Below are 19,054 nucleotides of genomic sequence, written 5' to 3'. Positions count from 1 at the left end.
GCCGGCGCGCCGCCAAGCCATCCCGACCGACAGCAAAGGATCCACCATGCAGCAGGCCTCCTCGGCCTTCGACGTCGATGCGTTCGGGCGTCGTCACATCGGCACGACGCCGGCCGACCACGAGCGCATGCTCGCCGAGGTCGGCTACGAGTCGCTCGACGAGCTCATGGCCGCGGCCGTGCCGTCGTCGATCCGGATGGGCGAGGTGCTCGACTCGGCGATCCCCGCCGCGGCGACCGAGCGAGAGGCCCTCGCCGAGCTCGCCGCGCTCGCCGAGCAGAACACCGTGCGCACGTCGATGATCGGGCTCGGCTACTCGGGCACGATCACCCCGTCGGTCATCCAGCGGAACGTGCTCGAGAACCCGAGCTGGTACACGGCCTACACGCCCTACCAGCCCGAGATCTCGCAGGGCCGGCTCGAGGCGCTCATCAACTTCCAGACGATGGTGTCCGACCTGACCGGGCTCGACACGGCGAACTCGTCGATGCTCGACGAGGGCACCGCGGTCGTCGAGGGGATGCTGCTGGCCCGTCGCGCCTCGAAGTCCCCCTCGAATCGCTTCATCGTCGACTCCGACGCGCTGCCGCAGACGCACGCTCTGCTCGTCTCCCGGGCCGAGGCGGTCGGCATCGACCTCGTCGTCGCGCCGCTCGCGGAGCTCGCCGGTGAGGGCGGCGATGGTCCCCGCCTCGAGGATCTCGGCGAGCACTTCGGTGTCTTCGTGCAGTACCCGGGCGCATCGGGCCGGGTGTGGAATCCGGCACCCGTCATCGCCGCGTCGAAGTCGCAGGGCGCGCTCGCCGTCGTCGCGGCCGACCTGCTCGCGATGGCACTCCTCACGAGCCCCGGCGAGCTCGGCGCGGATGTCGCGGTGGGCACCACGCAGCGATTCGGCGTGCCGATGGGCTTCGGCGGGCCGCACGCCGGCTATATGGCCGTGCGCGCGGGATTGGAGCGGCAGTTGCCGGGCCGGCTCGTCGGCGTCTCGCAGGATGCAGCGGGGCACCCCGCCTATCGATTGAGCCTCCAGGCGCGCGAACAGCACATCCGCCGCGAGAAGGCGACGTCGAACATCTGCACCGCCCAGGTGCTGCTCGCCGTGATGGCGGCGATGTACGCCGTGTACCACGGGCCCCGTGGCATCCGTCACATCGCCGTCTCGACCGCGGCGAAGGCGAAGGCGCTCGCCGACTCGCTCTCGGGATATGGGCTGGCGCTCGAGCACGCCGAGTACTTCGACACGATCCGGGTGCACGTGCCCGGCCTCGCCGACAACGTCGTCGAGCGCGCTCGCGAGCTCGGCGTGAACGTGTGGCGAGCCGACGAGGCGACCGTGCACATCGCCGTCGACGAGACGACGACCGAGGCCGAGCTGTCGCTCGTCGTCGAGGCCTTCGGGTTCGACCCGCGCACGCCGGTGCCCGTGAACCTCCGCACGCTGCCCGAGAGCCTGCCCGCGGAGCTCCGCCGCACGAGCGGCTACCTCGAGCACCCAGTCTTCAACACGCACCAGTCCGAGACGCAGATGATGCGCTACCTCAAGCAGCTCGCCGATCGCGACTACGCGCTCGACCGGGGCATGATCCCGCTCGGCTCGTGCACGATGAAGCTGAACGCCGCCACCGAGATGCAGTCGGTCACATGGCCCGAGTTCGCGAACCTGCACCCGTTCGCGCCCGAGGCCGACGTCGTCGGCTCGCTCGCACTCATCGAGCAGCTCGAGGAATGGCTCGCCGAGGTCACGGGCTACGACACGGTCTCGTTGCAGCCGAACGCGGGCAGCCAGGGCGAGCTCGCCGGCCTTCTCGCGATCCGCGGCTACCACCGCGCCAACGGCGACGACGCGCGCAACATCTGCCTCATCCCCTCGAGCGCACACGGCACCAACGCGGCCTCCGCGGTGCTCGCCGGCATGCGCGTGGTCGTGGTCGCGTGCGACGAGCTCGGCAACGTCGACCTCGACGACCTGCGCGCGAAGATCGCCGAGCACGCGGCAGGCATCGCCGCGCTCATGATCACCTACCCGTCGACGCACGGCGTCTACGAGCACGAGGTGAAGCAGATCACGCAAGCCGTGCACGACGCCGGCGGCCAGGTGTATGTCGACGGCGCGAACCTCAACGCGCTCCTCGGCTACGCGCGCTTCGGCGACTTCGGTGGCGACGTGTCGCACCTGAACCTGCACAAGACGTTCTGCATCCCGCACGGCGGCGGCGGACCGGGCGTCGGGCCTGTTGCGGCGAAGGCGCACCTCGCGCCGTACCTGCCGGGGCATCCGCTCGCCCAGCGCGCCGACCACTCCGGCGGCGTGACGCACGACGGCGGCCCGGTGTCGGCGGCGCCCTACGGCAGCCCCTCGATCCTCCCGATCTCATGGGCCTACGTGCGCATGATGGGCTCGGAGGGCCTCACGCAGGCCACCGCCACCGCGGTGCTCGCCGCGAACTACGTCGCCGTGCGGCTCCGCGAACACTTCCCGGTGCTCTACACGGGCGACAACGGACTCGTGGCCCACGAGTGCATCCTCGACCTGCGGCCGCTCGCTGCCGCGACCGGGGTGAGCGTCGACGACGTGGCCAAGCGCCTCATCGACTACGGCTTCCACGCGCCCACGATGTCGTTCCCGGTCGCGGGCACCCTCATGGTCGAGCCCACCGAGTCGGAGGACCTCGCCGAGCTCGACCGGTTCGTCGAGGCCATGATCGCGATCAAGGCGGAGGCCGACGCGGTGGGCCGCGGCGAGTGGCCGGCCGACGACAACCCGCTCCGCAACGCACCGCACACGGCCGAATCGGTGATCGCGGGGGAGTGGACGCACCCGTATACGCGAGAGCAGGCGGTCTACCCCGTGCACTCGCTCGTGCGCAACAAGTACTGGGCTCCCGTGCGACGCATCGACCAGGCCTACGGCGACCGCAACCTCGTGTGCGCCTGCCCGCCGGTGGAGGCGTTCGCGTAGCTGCTCAGCCCAAGGTCCCGCCCCACACTGCGCGGGATCCCGAGTCACCGATGAGCACGAGCAGCACGACCGTGCCGACACCGACGACGACGGATGCCGCGGCGAGCCCGATCACGACGGCGCGCGCCGCAGTCGGCGACCCCTCGCGCATGCGTGCGTCGCCGAAGCGGAACCACGCCCATTGCGCCGCGGCGACGACGAAGAGCGCGATCGCCCACGGAAGCAGCATCTCGCCGAGCTCCTGGTGACGCTCCACGGCGGGGATCGGGCCGATCACCTCGGCGAGCGTCTGGCCGGCGAGCACGGTGATCGGCACGAGCACGAGCACGACGAGCGCCCCGAGGGGCGTCACGATGCCGAGGCGCCGTCGTGCTGCGGGCCAGAAGGTGCCGAGGAGCAGCGCGAGTACTGTGAGCGGTGTGAGCACGACCACGGCGTGCACGATGAGCGGGTGGAGCGGAAGGCCCGCAACCTGGAGCACGTCTTCCGCGGCGATCTCGACGATGTGCGAAGCATCCATGATGAGGACACGAGGCGACGGCCCGCTCGGTTCACGAGCGCGCGGAATGAACCGTTCGCCCCGCTGCCTCGTTGTGATCGGCAGGAGGTGACGGATGCCGCCCGAAGACGACAGCCGCCTCGTCGCGCTGTACGACGCCCACGCACCATCGGTCTGGCGCTACGTCGTGCACCTCACCGGCGACCCGGCGGGTGCCGACGACATCGTGCAGGAGACGCTGCTCCGCGCGTGGCGGAGTCCACGGATCCTCGCGCAGGAGCCGGCCTCGACGAGGTCGTGGATGTTCACGGTCGCCCGGAACCTCGTGATCGACGAAGTGCGCAGCGCCCGCCGTCGACATGAGATCGGCGTCGCCGACGTGCCGGAGCGCGGGCACGAGGACCTCACGGATGCGCTGTTCGAGAGCCTCCTCGTCGAGGAGGCGCTCGCCGCGCTGGATTACGAGCACCGGGCGGTCATCGTGCACGCGTACTACGGCGGATGCAGCATCGCGGAGGTCGCGCGGCGGCTCGCCATCCCCGAGGGCACCGTGAAGTCGCGCCTGCACTACGGACTCAAAGCCCTCCGTCTCGCGATGCAGGAGAAGGGAGTGACGCGATGAATCCCGATCACGCGCACTTCGCCGAATGGGACTCGGCCTACGTGCTCGGCGCCCTCTCGCCGGCCGAGCGCCGCGAATACGAGGAGCACCTCGAATCGTGCGAGGTGTGCCGCCGATCCGTCGCCGAGCTCACGCCGATCCCGGGCCTGCTCGCTCGGCTGACGCCCGAGCGCGCCTCGGCGCTGCTCGACGAGCCGGCCGGCGCCGTGCCGGCGCCTCGTCCCGAATTGCTCGCCGCGGTGCGCCGTGAGGCGCATCGTCGACGCCTCCGGAAGATGCGGCTCGGGCTCGTGGCGGTTGCAGCTGCCGTCGTCGTCGTGCTCACGGCGATCCTCGTCCCGCTCGCGTTCGTTCGCGCGCCGGCCGACGCCCAGACCGTCGCGTTCGAGGCCGTCACGGAGGTGCCGGTCTCGGCGACCGCGACCTTGACGCAGGTCGGATGGGGGACACGCATCGAGCTCGACTGCCGTTACGGTGACGCCGGGTATTCGAAGGCGCCCGATGGCGGCTGGCCCTACGCGCTGTACGTCGTCGATCGCGACGGCAACAGCAGTGAGGTCTCGAGCTGGCGCGCGAACCCGGGGAAGACGGCCCGGCTCGAGGCGGGCACCTCCCTGGGGCTCGAGGACATCGCATCGCTCGAGGTCCGCGCGCTCGGCAGCGGGGATGTGCTGCTCGTCGGCGACCCCGATTGACGGCCGGGATGAACCGCGGCGGCTCCGGCATCGTGTTCCCTTCGACCGCCCTTCCGCGGTCATGATCGAAAAGGGGAAACACCATGAGGTTCCGCATCATCACCGGGGTGGCCGTCGCGGCCCTCGCCGTCGCGCTCGCCGGATGCACGAGCCCGGCCACGGACGAGCCGGTCGACGACGACACGTCGATCGAGACCGAAGCGCCCGAGACCGAATCAGGGGAGACGGACGCGATCCTCACGACCACCGATTCCGACCTCGGCGAGATCGTCGTCGATGCTGACGGCAGGACGGTCTACATGTTCGACAACGACACGCAGGGCGGCGACTCGAGCTCGTGCGAAGGCGAGTGCGCGACGAACTGGCCCGCTGTGACGACGGATTCCGACGACCCGCCGGTCGCAGAGGGCATCGAAGGAGAGCTCGGCACGATCGAAGGCATCGACGGTGAGCCCCAGGTGACGCTCAACGGCTGGCCGCTGTACTACTTCGCCGGCGACGAGGCCCCTGGCGACGTCAACGGTCAGGGCGTGAGCGACGTGTGGTGGGTGCTGACGCCCGCCGGCGAGAAGATCCAGGACTGACCGGTCACGCGTGAACCTGGCGGGGCGCGGCGTGACGGCCGCGCTCCGAGTACTGGCGACTGCCGGATGCCGCGACCGCCGCCGTGCGGCGGGCCGCGACACGGCGCTCGGCGTCGCGGATCTCGGCCTCCGACGCGGTGAAACTGCGGTGGGTGGCGCGCGCTGCGACGACCTGCGCGAGGAACGCGTGTGCGAGGTCCATGGTCTCATTCCTCTCCGGTCCCGCTGTGGCTGCCGGGACCGGCCGCCTTCGGCTCCATGCTCGCCGTGATCGTGACGCGGTGGATCCGGGCAGTCCCGGCGGCGGGGCCCGGGAGTACACTGAGGTTCTCTCGTATTCTGGGAGGCTGACATGGTCGATCTGCTCGCCGCACTCGCGACACTCGCATTCGTGGGCGTCATGGTGGGATGCACGCTCGCCGGTTCTCGCAGCTTCGGGCTCGAACAGCGCGCCGGTCTCCTCGATCGCCGCAACCCGGCGCTCGCCGACGCCTTGCGCCGTGCCGAGTCGATCAGTGACCTGTCACGCAGCGGGCTCTACCTCGGCGAGATGTTCTCGGTGGTCTGCACGCCCAGCAGGGCCAGCTGGATCGACGGCGCCAGGGTGCGGGCAGCCGACTCCGACCTCCGGGTCGAACCGCCCGAGGAGGCGTTGCCGCCCAGGCCCGCGACGGTCGTGGCGCTCTCGGGGAGCGAGCACGTGCCGCAGCCGAAGCGGCCGCGGCATCCGTCTCGTCGAACCGAATCTCACTCCGCGGGCGGGGCGAAGAACTCGGGCCACCAGCCCACCGCGAGCGGGTAGCCGACGAACGACACGACGTCGAGGATCCAGTGCGCGATGACGAGCGGCATCGTGCGCCCCCAGCGCTCGTAGCACCAGCCGAAGAGCACGCCCATGACGACGTTCCCGGCGAACGGGCCGAACCCCTGATAGAGGTGGTAGCTGCCACGGAGCAGCGCGCTCGACACGATGGTCGCCCACCGCCCCACGCCGAGTTCGCGGAGGCGGGTGAAGAAGTAGCCGACCACGATGACCTCCTCGGTCAAGGCGGCCTCGAGCGCTCGGAACAGGAGTATCGGCACCGTCCACCAGAACCAGTCGGCAGGTGACGCCTGCACGGCGACGGTGATGCCGGATGCGCGCCCGGCCGCGTACAGTGCGAGCCCCGGCACGCCGATCACGAGCACGAGCAGGAGACCGGATGCCGCATCGCGGCCGGGTCGCGTCAGATCGAGGCCGATTCGCCGGAACGGGCTCCGGCCCGGCTGCCAGAGCAGGTAGAGCGCGAGTGCGACGGCGAAGAGCCCGAAGAACACGTCGAGGAACTGGTAGGTGAAGTCGAGCCACTCGCGGGGCGATCGCGACGGATTGAGCGCGACGGACTGGTCGCGGAGCGGTGTCTGCTCGGTGAGCTTCGCAATGAGCGCGATGATGGAATACACCGCAGACGCCCCGAGGGAGAGCCCGAGCACGACGACCAGTTCGAGTCGCAGGCGGCGTGCGGCGGGCATGCAGCAATCCTCGCACAATGGGTCCTGAGCGCAAGAATCCTGCGAGCCACGGTGGATTCCACCGAACGATGTGTCGCTAGGTTGCGCGTGGGTAACGGTTTGGCCCGCGGGTTTGCTTCGCAGTGACGGGGTTCATAGTCTCGATCTACCAGCGCTCCAGCGCGGCCACGAGCCGTGTTGTCGACGCACGTCTCACAGGAGGAAAATTGAAGATCAAGAGAATCGGCGTTGCCGCCATTGCTCTTGCCGCCGCGGGAGCGCTCACGCTCGCCGGCTGCACGACTGGCTCGCCCGAGTCGGCCGGGGAGGGCGACGCTTCGTCGGCCATCGTCACGGTCAACAACACCGAGCCCCAGAACCCGCTGGTCCCGACCAACACCAACGAGGTCGGCGGCGGACTCGTCATCCAGAACGTCTTCGCCGGCCTGGTGTACTACGACGCCGAGGGCGCCGTGCACAACGACGTCGCCGAGTCGATCGAGACCGATGACGCGCAGACCTACACGATCAAGATCCGCGAGGGCCTGACCTTCACCAACGGCGACCCGGTCGACGCCGAGTCCTTCGTGACGGCGTGGAACTACGGCGCCGCGCTCGACAACGCACAGCTCTCGAGCTACTTCTTCGAGAGCATCGAGGGCTTCAGCTACGACGAGAACGTCCCCGAGATGTCGGGCCTCGAGGTCGTCGACGACCTCACGTTCACCGTGACGCTCAAGCAGCCCGAGTCCGACTTCCCGCTCCGCCTCGGCTACACGGCGTACTTCCCGGTGCCCGCATCGGCTTGGGATGACATCGAGGCGTTCGGCGAGAACCCGATCGGCAACGGCCCGTACAAGTTCGAAGAGGAAGGCGCCTGGAAGCACAACGAGCGCATCGACCTCGTGAAGAACGACGAGTACGACGGTCCGCGCGAGGCGCAGAACGGCGGCGTCGACATGATCCTCTACGCCAGCACCGATGCCGCGTACGCCGACCTCCAGGGTGGCAACCTCGACGTGATCCAGGAGATCCCCGACAGCGCGCTCGAGACCTTCCAGGAGGAGTTCGAGGGTCGCTCCGTGAACCAGCCCGCCGCGGCGAACGCGACGATCACGATCCCCGAGCGCCTGGCGCACTTCAGCGGTGAAGAGGGCAAGCTCCGGCGCGCCGCCATCTCGCACGCCATCGACCGCGAGGAGATCACCGACGTGATCTTCAACGGCACCCGCACTCCGGCCAAGGACTTCACGTCGCCGGTCATCGACGGCTACTCCGAGGACATCCCCGGCTCCGAGGTGCTCGAGTTCGACGTCGACCTGGCGAAGGACCTCTGGGCTCAGGCTGACGCGATCAGCCCGTGGACCGGTTCGTTCCAGCTCGGGTACAACGCCGATGGCCCCAACCAGGGCTGGGTCGAGGCGGTCGCGAACCAGATCAAGAACAACCTCGGCATCGAGGCGGCCGGTGCGCCGGTCCCCACCTTCGCCGAGTTCCGCACGTCGATCACGGACCGCGTCATCCAGACGCCGTTCCGCACCGGATGGCAGTTCGACTACCCGTCGATGTTCAACGGGCTCGGGCCGATCTTCGGCACCGGCGCCGGATCGAACGACGGCGACTACTCGAACCCCGAGTTCGACGCGCTGCTCGACGAGGGTTCCGCCGCGACCGAGGTCGAGGAGGGAATTGAGAAGTTCCAGCAGGCACAGGAGATCCTCTTCGAGGACCTCCCCGCCATCCCGCTCTGGTACACGAACTCCATGGGTGCCTGGGGCGAGCAGGTTGACGATGTCGAGTTCGGCTGGGACAGCTGGCCGATCCTCCACCAGATCACCAAGAGCGAGTAGTTCTCGTTCCGGGGCGTCTCGAGATTAGACTCTGAGACGCCCGTGGGGCGGCAGCCGATCCGGCTGCCGCCCCACTCCCACGTAGCCCACCGTGCTCGCACAAACGGCGTAGCATCGTGTGGTCGTACTCGCACAACCGTGAGGTTTCCTTCAATATGTCAACATCCACGAACAGCGAGGCCTGATCCATGGCCGGCTACATCGTGCGCCGAGTCCTGCAGGCGATCCCCGTACTGCTCGGCACCACGTTCCTGATCTACTTCATGGTCTTCGCCATGCCCGGCGACCCGATCGTCGGGCTCTTCGGCGAGAAGACCCCGCCACCGGCGGTGCTCGAGCAGCTGCGCGAACGCTACAACCTCGACCAGCCGTTCATCGTCCAATACTTCATCTTCCTCGGCAATATCTTCCGGGGTGACCTCGGCGTCTCCTTCTCGGGGCAGCCGGTCGTCGAGATCCTCGCCCAGACCTTCCCGGTCACGCTGCGCCTCGCGTTTCTCTCCACGATCTTCCTGATGGTCGGCGGCATCGCCGCGGGCCTCGTCTCGGGTCTTCGCAAGGGCGGCATCTTCGACGCGAGCGCGCTCGTCGTGAGCCTCATCTTCATCTCGCTGCCCATCTTCGTCGTTGGCTTCGTGGGCCAGTTCGTCTTCGGCATCCAGCTGGAGTGGTTCAGGACCACCGTGGGCTCCGGCGCCCCGTGGTCCGATCTCGTGCTGCCGGCGATCGTGCTCGCGACCGGAAGCTTCGCGCAGATCGTGCGACTGACGAGGGCGTCGGTCATCGAAACCGAGAGCCAGGACTTCGTCCGCACCGCCGCGAGCAAGGGCCTCTCTCGAAACCGCATCGTGCCGGTGCACATCCTGCGCAATTCGCTGATCCCGGTCGTCACCTACCTCGGCGTCGACTTCGGCGTGCTCATGGTCGGTGCCGTCGTGACCGAGGGCATCTTCAACGTTCCGGGCGTCGGCCGTACCGTCTACCAGGCGATCATCCGCGGGGAGAACCCCACTGTCGTCGCCTTCGTCACCGTCATGGTGCTGATCTATCTCGTGGTGAACCTGCTGATCGATCTGTTCTACGCCGTTCTCGACCCGAGGATCCGTTATGCCAAGTAACACCAGACCCGACCAGCAGCACTTCGTGGCTCCGATCGAAGAGACGCCGCTCGTCGCAATCGACACGGTCAAGGCCGACGGAAAGCCCTCCAACCTCTGGCGAGATGCCTGGGCCGACGTGCGCAAGCGCCCCATGTTCTGGATCTCGGCGGCCCTCATCCTGCTCGTCGTCATCGTCGCCCTGTTCCCGGGGTGGTTCACGCAAGTCCAGCCGAACAACGACTGCCAGCTCTCGAACAGCAACGGCGGCCCGACGGCCGGCCACCCATTCGGGTTCACGAAGCAGGGCTGCGACATCTACTCGCGCATCATCCACGGCACGTCCACATCGCTCTCGGTGGGCCTCATCGTGACGTTCCTCATCGCGTTCCTCGGAATCGTGTTCGGCGCCATCTCGGGGTTCTACGGCGGATGGCTCGATGCTGTGCTCTCCCGCATCGGCGACATCTTCTTCTCGATCCCCTACATCCTCGCCGCCGTCGTCGTCATGTCGGTCCTGTCGCGGTACGCGAACGTGTGGGTGATCTCGCTCGCGATCGGAGCATTCGCGTGGCCGGCCACGGCACGTGTGCTGAGAGCCGAGATCCTTCGGGTGAAGAACTCCGACTTCGTGATGGCCGCGACGGCCCTCGGCGTCTCCCGCTTCAGGATCCTGCTCCGGCACGTGCTGCCGAATTCGATCGCGCCCGTCATCGTCATCACGACGATCTCGCTCGCGTCGGCGATCGTCGCCGAGGCGACGCTGTCGTTCCTCGGTGTCGGCCTCCCGTCGTCCACGATGTCGTGGGGCAACGACATCTCCGCAGCGCAGAACGACTTGCGCACCGCGCCCCAGACGCTGATCCTGCCCTCCCTCGCGCTGTCGGTCACCGTGCTGAGCTTCATCATGCTCGGCGAAGTCGTCCGAGATGCGCTCGACCCGAAGGCGAGGGCCCGGCGATGACTGAAATCGTGAACGGAACCGACGTGCAGCAGGCCACGACGAGCACCGACGAGCGTCCGCTCCTCGAGATCAAAGACCTCGAGGTCGGATTCCACACTCAAGACGGCATCGTGAAGGCCGTCGACGGTGTCAACATCACCCTGTATCGGGGGCAGAGCCTCGCGATCGTGGGGGAGTCGGGTTCGGGCAAGTCCACGACCGCGCACGCCATCATCAACCTCCTGCCCGGAACGGGTCACATCTCGGGCGGCCAGATCCTGCTCGACGGTCAAGACCTCACGAAGGCGTCGAAGAAGGACATGGAGGCCGTCCGCGGTCGCAAGATCGGCTTCGTGCCCCAAGACCCGATGTCCAACCTCAACCCGGTCTGGTCGATCGGCTTCCAGGTCGAGGAGGCCATCAAGGCGAATGGCATCGCGACGGGCCGCAAGGAGGTCAAGAAGCGCGCCATCGAGGTACTGAACCAAGCTGGCCTGGCCGACGCCGATCGGCGGCTCCGCCAGTTCCCGCACCAGTTCTCGGGCGGAATGCGGCAGCGCGTGCTCATCGGCATGGGCCTCGCGGCCGACCCGCAGCTCCTCATCGCCGACGAGCCGACCTCGGCGCTCGACGTCACGGTGCAGCGCGTCATCCTCGATCACCTCGAGTCCCTGACGCGAGAGCTCGGTACGACGCTGCTCTTCATCACGCACGATCTCGGCCTCGCGGCCGAGCGGGCGGAGCAACTCGTCGTCATGTACAAGGGCAGGGTCGTCGAGTCCGGTCCCTCCGTCGAGATCCTGCAGAACCCGCAGCACCCGTACACGCAGCGGCTCGTCGCGGCGGCGCCGAGCCTCGCTTCGCGCCGCATCCAGTCGAGCGCGAGCATCGCCGAGGCGGAGTCGTCGATGCAAGCCGACGCCTCCACCGCTGCGGGTGAGTCGATCGACCTCATCGCGACCGCCGAGGCACGTGTCGAGGCGCTCGCGGAGGCCGCATCCGCTCCTCCCGCGATCATCGTCGAAGATCTCACGAAGGTCTTCAAGATCCGCGGATCAGGCGAGTTCACGGCCGTCGACAAGGTGTCGTTCCAGATCCCGAAGGGCACCACCATGGCGCTCGTCGGTGAATCCGGTTCGGGCAAGTCGACCGTGGCGAAGATGCTCCTGAAGCTCGAGGAGGCGACCAGCGGCAAGATCGTCGTCGGTGGTCACGACCTGGCGAGCGTCACCGGCAAGGAGCTCTTCAAGCTCCGGAGCCGCATGCAGCCGGTCTTCCAAGACCCGTACGGCTCGCTGAACCCGTTGCGCAACATCGGCAACACGATCTCCGAGCCGCTGTCCACTCACAAGTTCGGCACGAACGCGTCGCGTCGTGCGCGCGTGTTCGAGCTGCTCGACCAGGTGTCGCTGCCGCGCACGCTCGTCGGGCGCTACCCGAACGAGCTCTCCGGCGGACAGCGCCAGCGCATCGCCATTGCACGTGCACTCGCGCTGAAGCCCGAGATCGTCGTGCTCGACGAGGCCGTCTCCGCCCTCGACGTGCTCGTCCAGGCGCAGATCCTGCGCCTGCTCGCCGACCTGCAGGCCGAGCTGGGGCTCACCTACCTCTTCATCACGCACGACCTCGCCGTCGTGCGCGTCATCGCCGACAACGTCTGCGTGATGCAGCAGGGCAGGATCGTCGAGTCGGCGACCACCGACGAGGTGTTCGACAACCCGCAGGAGCAGTACACCCGCGACCTGCTCGCGGCGATCCCCGGCGCGGGCATCGAGCTCGGCGCGTAGCCTCGAACCGCATCGGCGCCCGGCATCCGTTTCACACGGATGCCGGGCGTTCGTCGTTCCCAGCCGAACCCGTGCTCCGCAGGGTAGGCTGGGACGGCGGCGAGCCGCGGATCGGCGTCGCGCGTTCCCACAGACCTTCACACCAGCGCTTCCGCGCTGCCGCCGTGTCGCCCGTTTCGGGTCGCGACGGTGCCACGTGACGACCCGCATCACTGAGGACCAAACACCATGGCCAACGCCACCCGCAACGACCTGCGCAACGTCGCGATCGTCGCCCACGTCGACCACGGCAAGACGACGCTCGTCGACGCCATGCTGAAGCAGACCCACTCCTTCGCCGACCACGCCCACGTCGACGAGCGCGCGATGGACTCCAACGAGCTCGAGCGCGAGAAGGGCATCACGATCCTCGCGAAGAACACCGCCATCGAGTACGCCGGTGAGCACGCGACCTCCGGCCCGGTCATCATCAATGTCATCGACACCCCGGGTCACGCCGACTTCGGCGGCGAGGTCGAGCGCGGCCTCTCTATGGTCGACGGCGTCGTGCTCCTCGTCGATGCCAGTGAGGGTCCGCTGCCGCAGACTCGCTTCGTGCTCCGCAAGGCGCTCGAGTCGCGCCTGCCCGTGATCCTGCTCGTGAACAAGACCGATCGCCCCGACGCGCGCATCGACGAGGTCGTCGCCGAGAGCCAGGACCTGCTGCTCGGCCTCGCGTCCGATCTCGCCGACGACGTGCCCGATCTCGACCTCGACGCGATCCTCGACGTGCCGATCGTCTACGCCTCCGGCAAGGCCGGCCGTGCGTCCGAGACGAAGCCCGAGAACGGCAGCCTGCCCGACCACGACGACCTCGAGCCGCTCTTCGAGGCCATCCTCAAGCACATTCCGGCGCCCGCATACGACGACGAGGCTCCGCTCCAGGCGTGGGTCACGAACCTTGACGCATCCCCGTTCCTCGGCCGGCTCGCGCTGCTGCGCGTTTTCAACGGCACGATCAAGAAGGGCCAGACGGTCGCGTGGGTGCGCCACGACGGCTCGCACTCGAACGTGCGCGTCACCGAGCTCCTGAAGACGAAGGCCCTTGAGCGCCACCCCGCCGAGTCCGCAGGACCCGGCGACATCATCGCGGTCGCGGGCTTCGAGGACATCACGATCGGCGAGACGCTCGCCGATCCCGACGACGTGCGCCCGCTGCCCGCGATCCACGTCGACGACCCCGCCATCTCGATGACCATCGGCACGAACACCTCGCCGCTCGTCGGCAAGGTGAAGGGCCACAAGCTCACGGCGCGCATGGTGAAAGACCGGCTCGACCGGGAGCTCATCGGCAACGTGTCGCTCAAGGTGCTGGACATCGGTCGTCCTGACGCCTGGGAGGTGCAGGGCCGTGGCGAGCTCGCGCTCGCGATCCTCGTCGAACAGATGCGCCGCGAGGGCTTCGAGCTGACGGTGGGCAAGCCCCAGGTGGTCACGCGCATCGTCGACGGCAAGACCCAGGAGCCCTACGAGCACCTCACGATCGATGCCCCCGAAGAGTACCTCGGTGCGATCACCCAGCTCCTCGCCTCCCGCAAGGGCCGCATGGACGGCATGTCGAACCACGGCACCGGCTGGGTGCGCATGGAGTTCATCGTGCCGAGCCGCGGCCTCATCGGGTTCCGCACCGAGTTCCTCACGATCACGCGCGGCACCGGCATAGCGAACGCGATCTCGCACGGCTACGACGCGTGGGCCGGCACGATCACGACGCGCAACAACGGCTCGATCGTCGCCGACCGCAAGGGCGTCGTCACGCCCTTCGCGATCATCGCCCTGCAGGAGCGCATGTCGTTCTTCGTGAACCCCACCGAAGAGGTCTACGAGGGCATGGTCATCGGTGAGAACTCGCGCCCTGACGACATGGACGTGAACATCACCAAGGAGAAGAAGCTGACGAACATGCGTCAGTCCACCTCCGACACGTTCGAGTCGATGACGCCCTCACGCCAGCTCTCGCTCGAGGAGTGCCTCGAGTTCGCCCGTGAAGACGAGTGCGTCGAGGTCACGCCCGAGATGGTGCGCATCCGCAAGGTCGAACTCGACCAGACGGCGCGCGCGCGGCTGACGTCGCGCCTGAAGAAGCAGGCATAGCGCGCAGCTCCCTGCACGGCGGCCCGGCGGTCATTCGACCGTCGGGCCGCTGCATTTCGTGCCCGCAGGTCGCAAGCGCTCACGGCCGAATCGCATGGGCCACAGAGGAACCTCCCAGATTAGCTGGGCTACGGTAGCTGAGATTGTCTCAAACCGATAACGATCTCGAACCCGAAACCTGATACGCAACCAACTGATGACTCCTTCCCCCACACGTGGCCGCCGCGCGGCCGATACGCCCGCTACCCGCACCCGCACCCCTCGCACCCCCAGCACCCCCCGCGCCGCCCGCACGACCCGCACCGTGCGCCCGGCCATGTCGGTCATCGCGATGACCTTCGTCGGCGGCATGATGATCGCCACGAGCCTCCCTGCGCTCGCGATCACCGCGACAGAGTCCGAGCCCCGCGCCTCCGTCTACGCCCCCATCGACGACACCATCTCGCTCACGCCGCAGACCGTCGAGGTCGCCAGCGAGGCTGAGACCCCGCTGCTCGCGGCTGAGGGCTACGCCGTCGAGGCAGCGCCGCCGCCCATCTTCTCCGAGGTCGCGAACGTCGGCAGTGTCTCGATCGTCGAATCCGACCTCGTCGTGTGGCCGGTGCTCTCGCCCGAGAACCGCAGTTCGGGCTTCGGCCCGCGCGACGCGCCCTGCGCCGGCTGCTCGACGATGCACGACGGGGTCGACTTCAACCCCGGCAACGGCACCCCTGTGATGTCCATCGCCGACGGTGTCGTGGTGCTCGCGACTGAGAACGGCGGCGGGCTCGGCGTGAACGTCGAGGTGCAGCACAACATCGACGGCGAGCTCGTCACGAGCTCCTACGCGCACATGCAGTACGGCTCGCTCGCGGTCGCCGTCGGTCAGCAGGTGACCGCAGGCCAGCAGGTCGGCCTCGTCGGCACGACCGGCCAGTCGACCGGCCCGCACCTGCACCTCGAGATGTTCGGCGGCGACGGCGTGCGGTTCGACGGCTTCGCCTGGCTCGAGGCGCACATCGGCTGATCGCCGATCACGATCGGGTGCCGATCACGATCGGCACCCGATCACGATCCGGTGAAGCGCGGCTCCCGCTTCTCGATGAACGCCGCGACGCCTTCGCGCATGTCGTCGGTGCGGAACGCGTCTTCGAATCCGCGAACTTCGAGCTGCGTTGCGGTCTCGGTCGGCGTGCCGGATGCCGCGACGAGCACCCGTTTGGCGATCGCCACGGCGGACGCGGAGTTCTCGGCGACCTGCTCGAGCGTCGTGCGCGCCCCGGCCAGGAGGGACTCGCGGTCGGGGAAGCTCCGGGTCACGAGCCCGGCGGCGACAGCCTCGGCCGCATCGATGCGGCGACCGGTGTAGATGAGCTCCTTCGCGAGAGCGAGGCCGACGGCGCGGGGGAGCCGCACGGTACCGCCGAAGCCCGGCACGAGACCGAGCTTGACCTCGGGCTGGCCGAAGCTCGAGGCATCCGTCGCATAGATGAGGTCGCACGCGAGCGCGAGCTCGAGTCCGCCGCCGAGGGCGAAGCCGTCGACACAGGCGATGACGGGAGCCGCGAGCGACTCGATCGTGGCAGCGATACGGTGCCCGAGCCGGCCGAGTTCGGCGCCCTGCTCGGGCGTGAGCTCGGACAGGGCCACGATGTCGGCGCCCGCCACGAAGGCCCGCCCGCCAGCGCCGGTGAGAATGACGCCGCGCACGGCAGGACCTTCGGCAGCGAGGGCGTCGAACGTCTCGCCGAGCGACGTGAGCACCGACGCCGAGAGGGCGTTCAGCGCCTTCGGCCGATCGATCGTCACGACCGCGAGATGGCCGTCTCGTTCGAGCCGCACCTCTGCGGCATCGCCGGGTTCGCGCACCGCCTGCGTCGCGTCAGCCATCGAATCGACTCCTCCCCGAGCGCCAGCCCGCCGTCTCCGGGTCCACGCTACGCCATGGCCCGCACCGAGGTCCGGCGCTAGAATCCGAGGGGAGACACGGATGCCGCAGCGCCCGGGCCCCGTCACAGCACGCCACCTCGAGGAGCCCCCATGTCGACATCGCACACCGTGAGCCGCGCCGCCATCGCCGTGGCGATCGCCGGCATCACCGCCACCCTCTTCACCGGGTGCTTCCCGAACCCCGGCGATCTCGTGAACCGCGGCGTCGAAGAGGCGATCGAGGGCGCCACCGGCGGCGATGTGAGCCTCGGCGAGCTGCCGGCGGACTTCCCGACGAGCGTCCCGATCATCGATGGCGACATCACGGTCGCGGCGGGCGCCGGCGGAGCCGAGGGCTGGGTCGTCGTGATCACGTCGACCACGGCCGATCCGGTCGCCGAGGCCGTGTCCGAACTGCAGGCTGCCGGCTTCACCGAAGACACGTCCGTCTCAGCTGGGGGCACCGGCGCCGTGGTCTACTCGAACGCGGAGTACCTTGTCTTCATCGCCGGCGAGGGAGAGACCGTCTCGTACACGGTCACCGCGAAGCCGTGACGACGGTGTCCGAGGGGCATGTCCCGGCGACCGCGGGGGGTCGTGTGACCGCCCTCATCGTCGCGTTCGTCATCGGCGTGGTCTACGGGGCCGTCACGACCGTCGGCCACCGCAACGACTGGCGCCTCGGCGATCTCGCGATCCCGTGGGGTCTCGTCGTGGCACTCGCGGGCGTCACCGGGCTCCTCCTCGGCATCCGCCTCGTCGCGGGTGGCCGTGGGGCGGCGGCCGCGGCCGCCGCGGGAGTGATCGGCGTCACGGCGCTGCTCACGTTCGCCGGGTCGGGGGCCTCAGTGCTCGTGGCGGGTGATCTCGTCGGCACGGTGTGGTCGATCGCGCCCGCGTTCATCGCGGTACTGGTGGTCGCGTGGCCCAAGCTGCCGACGAGCAGGCGCACCGGCGCATAGACTGGAGGTCCAGCCTTCGAAGGGACAGCGAACCCACCGTGACCTATGTCATCGCCCTCCCGTGTGTCGACGTGAAAGACCGTGCATGCATCGACGAATGCCCCGTCGACTGCATCTACGAAGGTGAGCGCTCGCTCTACATCCACCCCGACGAGTGCGTCGACTGCGGCGCCTGCGAGCCCGTGTGCCCCGTCGAGGCGATCTACTACGAAGACGACCTGCCCGACATGTGGGCCGACTACTACAAGGCGAATGTCGAGTTCTTCGACGACATCGGCTCGCCCGGCGGCGCCGCGAAGGTCGGCGTGATCGCGAAGGACCACCCGGTCATCGCCGTCCTCCCGCCCCAGGTCCACTGAGCATGGCGCTGGGAGCGCTGCCCGACTACCCGTGGGACCTCATGGCGCCGTACCGCGAGCGCGCGGCGGCGCACCCCGGCGGCGTCGTCGACCTCTCGATCGGCTCGCCCGTCGATCCCACCCCCGACGTCGTGCGCGAGGCGCTCGCGGCCGCGACCGATGCGCACGCCTACCCGCAGACCGTCGGCACCCCGGCGCTCCGGCGGGCCATCGTCGAGTGGTTCGCGCGGCGCCGCGGGGTCACCGGCCTCGACGAGGCATCCGTGCTCCCCACGATCGGTTCGAAAGAGCTCGTCGCGATGCTGCCGTTCATGCTGGGCCTCGGCGTGGGCGATGTCGTCGTGCACCCACGAGCCGCATACCCCACCTATGAGATGGGGGCGGTGCTCGCCGGAGCCACGGCGATGGCCTCCGACGACCCGGCCGATTGGCCCGCTGCGACGCGGCTCGTCTGGCTGAACAGCCCGGCCAACCCCGACGGCCGCGTGCTCGACGTCGACGAGCTCCGGGCGGCCAGGGCGCGGGCCCGCGAACTCGGCGCCGTGATCGTGAGCGACGAGTGCTACGCCGAGCTCGGCTGGGACGGCCGCTGGGCGACCGAGCCCGTGCCGAGCCTCCTCGACCCCCGTGTTACCGACGGCGACGATGTGCACACCCTTGCGATCTACTCGCTCTCGAAGCAATCGAACATGGCCGGCTACCGCGGCGCGTTCGTGGCCGGATGCCGCGACACGATCGCCAGGCTCACGAACGTGCGCAAGCATGCCGGCCTGATGCTGCCGGCACCGTTGCAGGCGGCCATGGTCGCCGCCCTCGGCGACGACGAGCACGTCGCGGCGCAGAAGGAGCGCTATCGTGCGCGTCGCGATCGCCTGAGGCCGGCGCTCGAATCGGCCGGATTCCGCATCGACCACAGCGAAGGCGGCCTCTACCTGTGGGCCACCGAGGGCCGCGACGGCTGGGATTCGATCGCCCGGCTCGCGGATCTCGGCATCGTGGCGGGCCCCGGCTACTTCTACGGCGTGCACTTTCCCGAGCACGTGCGGCTGTCGCTCACGGCGAGCGATGAGCGCGTTGAGGTCGCGGCAGGGCGTCTGCGCGCTGCGCCCGCGGCGTGACATCCACCCTGGCTGTGATCACCGCCAACGGAAGCAGTGATGCT

The 19,054-nt window shown here is 68.8% G+C and carries 19 protein-coding genes; 15 read left to right on the top strand and 4 right to left on the bottom strand.

Annotation, left to right across the window (positions count from 1 at the left end; genetic code table 11):
• Positions 1–46: 46 nt before the first annotated feature.
• Positions 47–2,962 carry an aminomethyl-transferring glycine dehydrogenase gene (gene gcvP / locus QFZ29_RS11030; RefSeq protein WP_306894154.1) on the top strand — a complete coding sequence of 972 codons (2,916 nt, stop codon included), beginning with the start codon at positions 47–49 and terminating at the stop codon, positions 2,960–2,962.
• Positions 2,963–2,966: 4 nt separating this feature from the next.
• On the opposite strand, the gene QFZ29_RS11025 is transcribed toward gcvP, so the two are convergent.
• Positions 2,967–3,482, bottom strand: coding sequence for a DUF2231 domain-containing protein (locus QFZ29_RS11025; RefSeq protein ID WP_306894153.1), 516 nt, complete (start codon positions 3,480–3,482; stop codon positions 2,967–2,969).
• A 94-nt stretch (positions 3,483–3,576) separates the two neighbouring features.
• On the opposite strand from QFZ29_RS11025, the gene QFZ29_RS11020 reads away from it, so the two are divergent.
• The 3 genes from QFZ29_RS11020 (at position 3,577) to QFZ29_RS11010 (ending at position 5,362) form a co-directional block, all read left to right on the top strand.
• Positions 3,577–4,083: a sigma-70 family RNA polymerase sigma factor gene (locus tag QFZ29_RS11020; protein ID WP_214869313.1), complete on the top strand. Its 507-nt coding sequence runs from the start codon at positions 3,577–3,579 to the stop codon at positions 4,081–4,083.
• Positions 4,080–4,778 carry an anti-sigma factor family protein gene (locus tag QFZ29_RS11015; RefSeq protein WP_306894152.1) on the top strand — a complete coding sequence of 233 codons (699 nt, stop codon included), beginning with the start codon at positions 4,080–4,082 and terminating at the stop codon, positions 4,776–4,778. The genes QFZ29_RS11020 and QFZ29_RS11015 overlap by 4 nt, the downstream gene beginning before the upstream one ends.
• A gap of 83 nt (positions 4,779–4,861) precedes the next feature.
• On the top strand, positions 4,862–5,362 hold the full coding sequence (locus QFZ29_RS11010) for a COG4315 family predicted lipoprotein (protein ID WP_306894151.1): 501 nt from the start codon (positions 4,862–4,864) through the stop codon (positions 5,360–5,362).
• A gap of 4 nt (positions 5,363–5,366) precedes the next feature.
• Here QFZ29_RS11010 and QFZ29_RS11005 read toward each other — a convergent pair whose 3' ends face one another.
• Positions 5,367–5,564, bottom strand: coding sequence for a hypothetical protein (locus QFZ29_RS11005; RefSeq protein WP_306894150.1), 198 nt, complete (start codon positions 5,562–5,564; stop codon positions 5,367–5,369).
• 150 nt (positions 5,565–5,714) lie between these two features.
• Here QFZ29_RS11005 and QFZ29_RS11000 point away from each other — a divergent pair, with 150 nt between their 5' ends.
• Positions 5,715–6,164 (top strand): hypothetical protein, encoded by a 450-nt coding sequence (locus QFZ29_RS11000; protein ID WP_306894149.1) that lies wholly within the window; start codon positions 5,715–5,717, stop codon positions 6,162–6,164.
• Here QFZ29_RS11000 and QFZ29_RS10995 read toward each other — a convergent pair.
• Entirely contained in the window at positions 6,110–6,874 is a 765-nt protein-coding gene (locus QFZ29_RS10995; protein ID WP_306894148.1) for a CPBP family intramembrane glutamic endopeptidase, read from the bottom strand. The two genes, QFZ29_RS11000 and QFZ29_RS10995, sit on opposite strands and share 55 nt — an antisense overlap.
• Positions 6,875–7,080: 206 nt before the next feature.
• On the opposite strand from QFZ29_RS10995, the gene QFZ29_RS10990 reads away from it, so the two are divergent.
• From QFZ29_RS10990 to QFZ29_RS10965, 6 genes are all read left to right on the top strand, one after another.
• On the top strand, positions 7,081–8,703 hold the full coding sequence (locus QFZ29_RS10990; RefSeq protein ID WP_306894147.1) for a peptide ABC transporter substrate-binding protein: 1,623 nt from the start codon (positions 7,081–7,083) through the stop codon (positions 8,701–8,703).
• Between the two features lie 188 nt (positions 8,704–8,891).
• Positions 8,892–9,821 carry an ABC transporter permease gene (locus QFZ29_RS10985; RefSeq protein ID WP_306894146.1) on the top strand — a complete coding sequence of 310 codons (930 nt, stop codon included), beginning with the start codon at positions 8,892–8,894 and terminating at the stop codon, positions 9,819–9,821.
• On the top strand, positions 9,811–10,764 hold the full coding sequence (locus tag QFZ29_RS10980; protein WP_306894145.1) for an ABC transporter permease: 954 nt from the start codon (positions 9,811–9,813) through the stop codon (positions 10,762–10,764). The genes QFZ29_RS10985 and QFZ29_RS10980 overlap by 11 nt, the downstream gene beginning before the upstream one ends.
• Positions 10,761–12,530 (top strand): dipeptide ABC transporter ATP-binding protein, encoded by a 1,770-nt coding sequence (locus QFZ29_RS10975; protein WP_306894144.1) that lies wholly within the window; start codon positions 10,761–10,763, stop codon positions 12,528–12,530. The genes QFZ29_RS10980 and QFZ29_RS10975 overlap by 4 nt, the downstream gene beginning before the upstream one ends.
• A 228-nt stretch (positions 12,531–12,758) precedes the next feature.
• Positions 12,759–14,663 carry a translational GTPase TypA gene (gene typA, locus QFZ29_RS10970; protein WP_306894143.1) on the top strand — a complete coding sequence of 635 codons (1,905 nt, stop codon included), beginning with the start codon at positions 12,759–12,761 and terminating at the stop codon, positions 14,661–14,663.
• Between the two features lie 196 nt (positions 14,664–14,859).
• Positions 14,860–15,669, top strand: coding sequence for a M23 family metallopeptidase (locus QFZ29_RS10965; protein ID WP_306894142.1), 810 nt, complete (start codon positions 14,860–14,862; stop codon positions 15,667–15,669).
• A gap of 41 nt (positions 15,670–15,710) precedes the next feature.
• On the opposite strand, the gene QFZ29_RS10960 is transcribed toward QFZ29_RS10965, so the two are convergent.
• Positions 15,711–16,532 (bottom strand): enoyl-CoA hydratase/isomerase family protein, encoded by an 822-nt coding sequence (locus tag QFZ29_RS10960; RefSeq protein ID WP_306894141.1) that lies wholly within the window; start codon positions 16,530–16,532, stop codon positions 15,711–15,713.
• Between the two features lie 150 nt (positions 16,533–16,682).
• Here QFZ29_RS10960 and QFZ29_RS10955 point away from each other — a divergent pair, with 150 nt between their 5' ends.
• From QFZ29_RS10955 to dapC, 4 genes are read left to right on the top strand one after another with little or no spacing between them, the layout of a single operon-like run.
• A complete protein-coding gene (locus tag QFZ29_RS10955; RefSeq protein ID WP_306894140.1) occupies positions 16,683–17,126 on the top strand; it encodes a hypothetical protein in 444 nt (147 codons plus the stop codon).
• A 44-nt stretch (positions 17,127–17,170) separates the two neighbouring features.
• Positions 17,171–17,533: a histidinol dehydrogenase gene (locus tag QFZ29_RS10950; RefSeq protein ID WP_306894139.1), complete on the top strand. Its 363-nt coding sequence runs from the start codon at positions 17,171–17,173 to the stop codon at positions 17,531–17,533.
• A gap of 38 nt (positions 17,534–17,571) precedes the next feature.
• Complete coding sequence (gene fdxA / locus QFZ29_RS10945; RefSeq protein WP_129521917.1) at positions 17,572–17,892, top strand: ferredoxin; 321 nt, start codon at positions 17,572–17,574, stop codon at positions 17,890–17,892.
• Positions 17,893–17,894: 2 nt separating this feature from the next.
• A complete protein-coding gene (gene dapC / locus QFZ29_RS10940) occupies positions 17,895–19,010 on the top strand; it encodes a succinyldiaminopimelate transaminase (protein ID WP_306894138.1) in 1,116 nt (371 codons plus the stop codon).
• Positions 19,011–19,054 lie beyond the last annotated feature (44 nt).

The sequence above is a fragment of the Agromyces albus genome, from assembly GCF_030815405.1.
Taxonomy (GTDB): Bacteria; Actinomycetota; Actinomycetes; order Actinomycetales; family Microbacteriaceae; genus Agromyces; species Agromyces albus_A.
The sequence above is the reverse complement of the archived record's forward strand: the minus strand, read 5'-3'. Positions and strand labels throughout refer to the sequence as shown.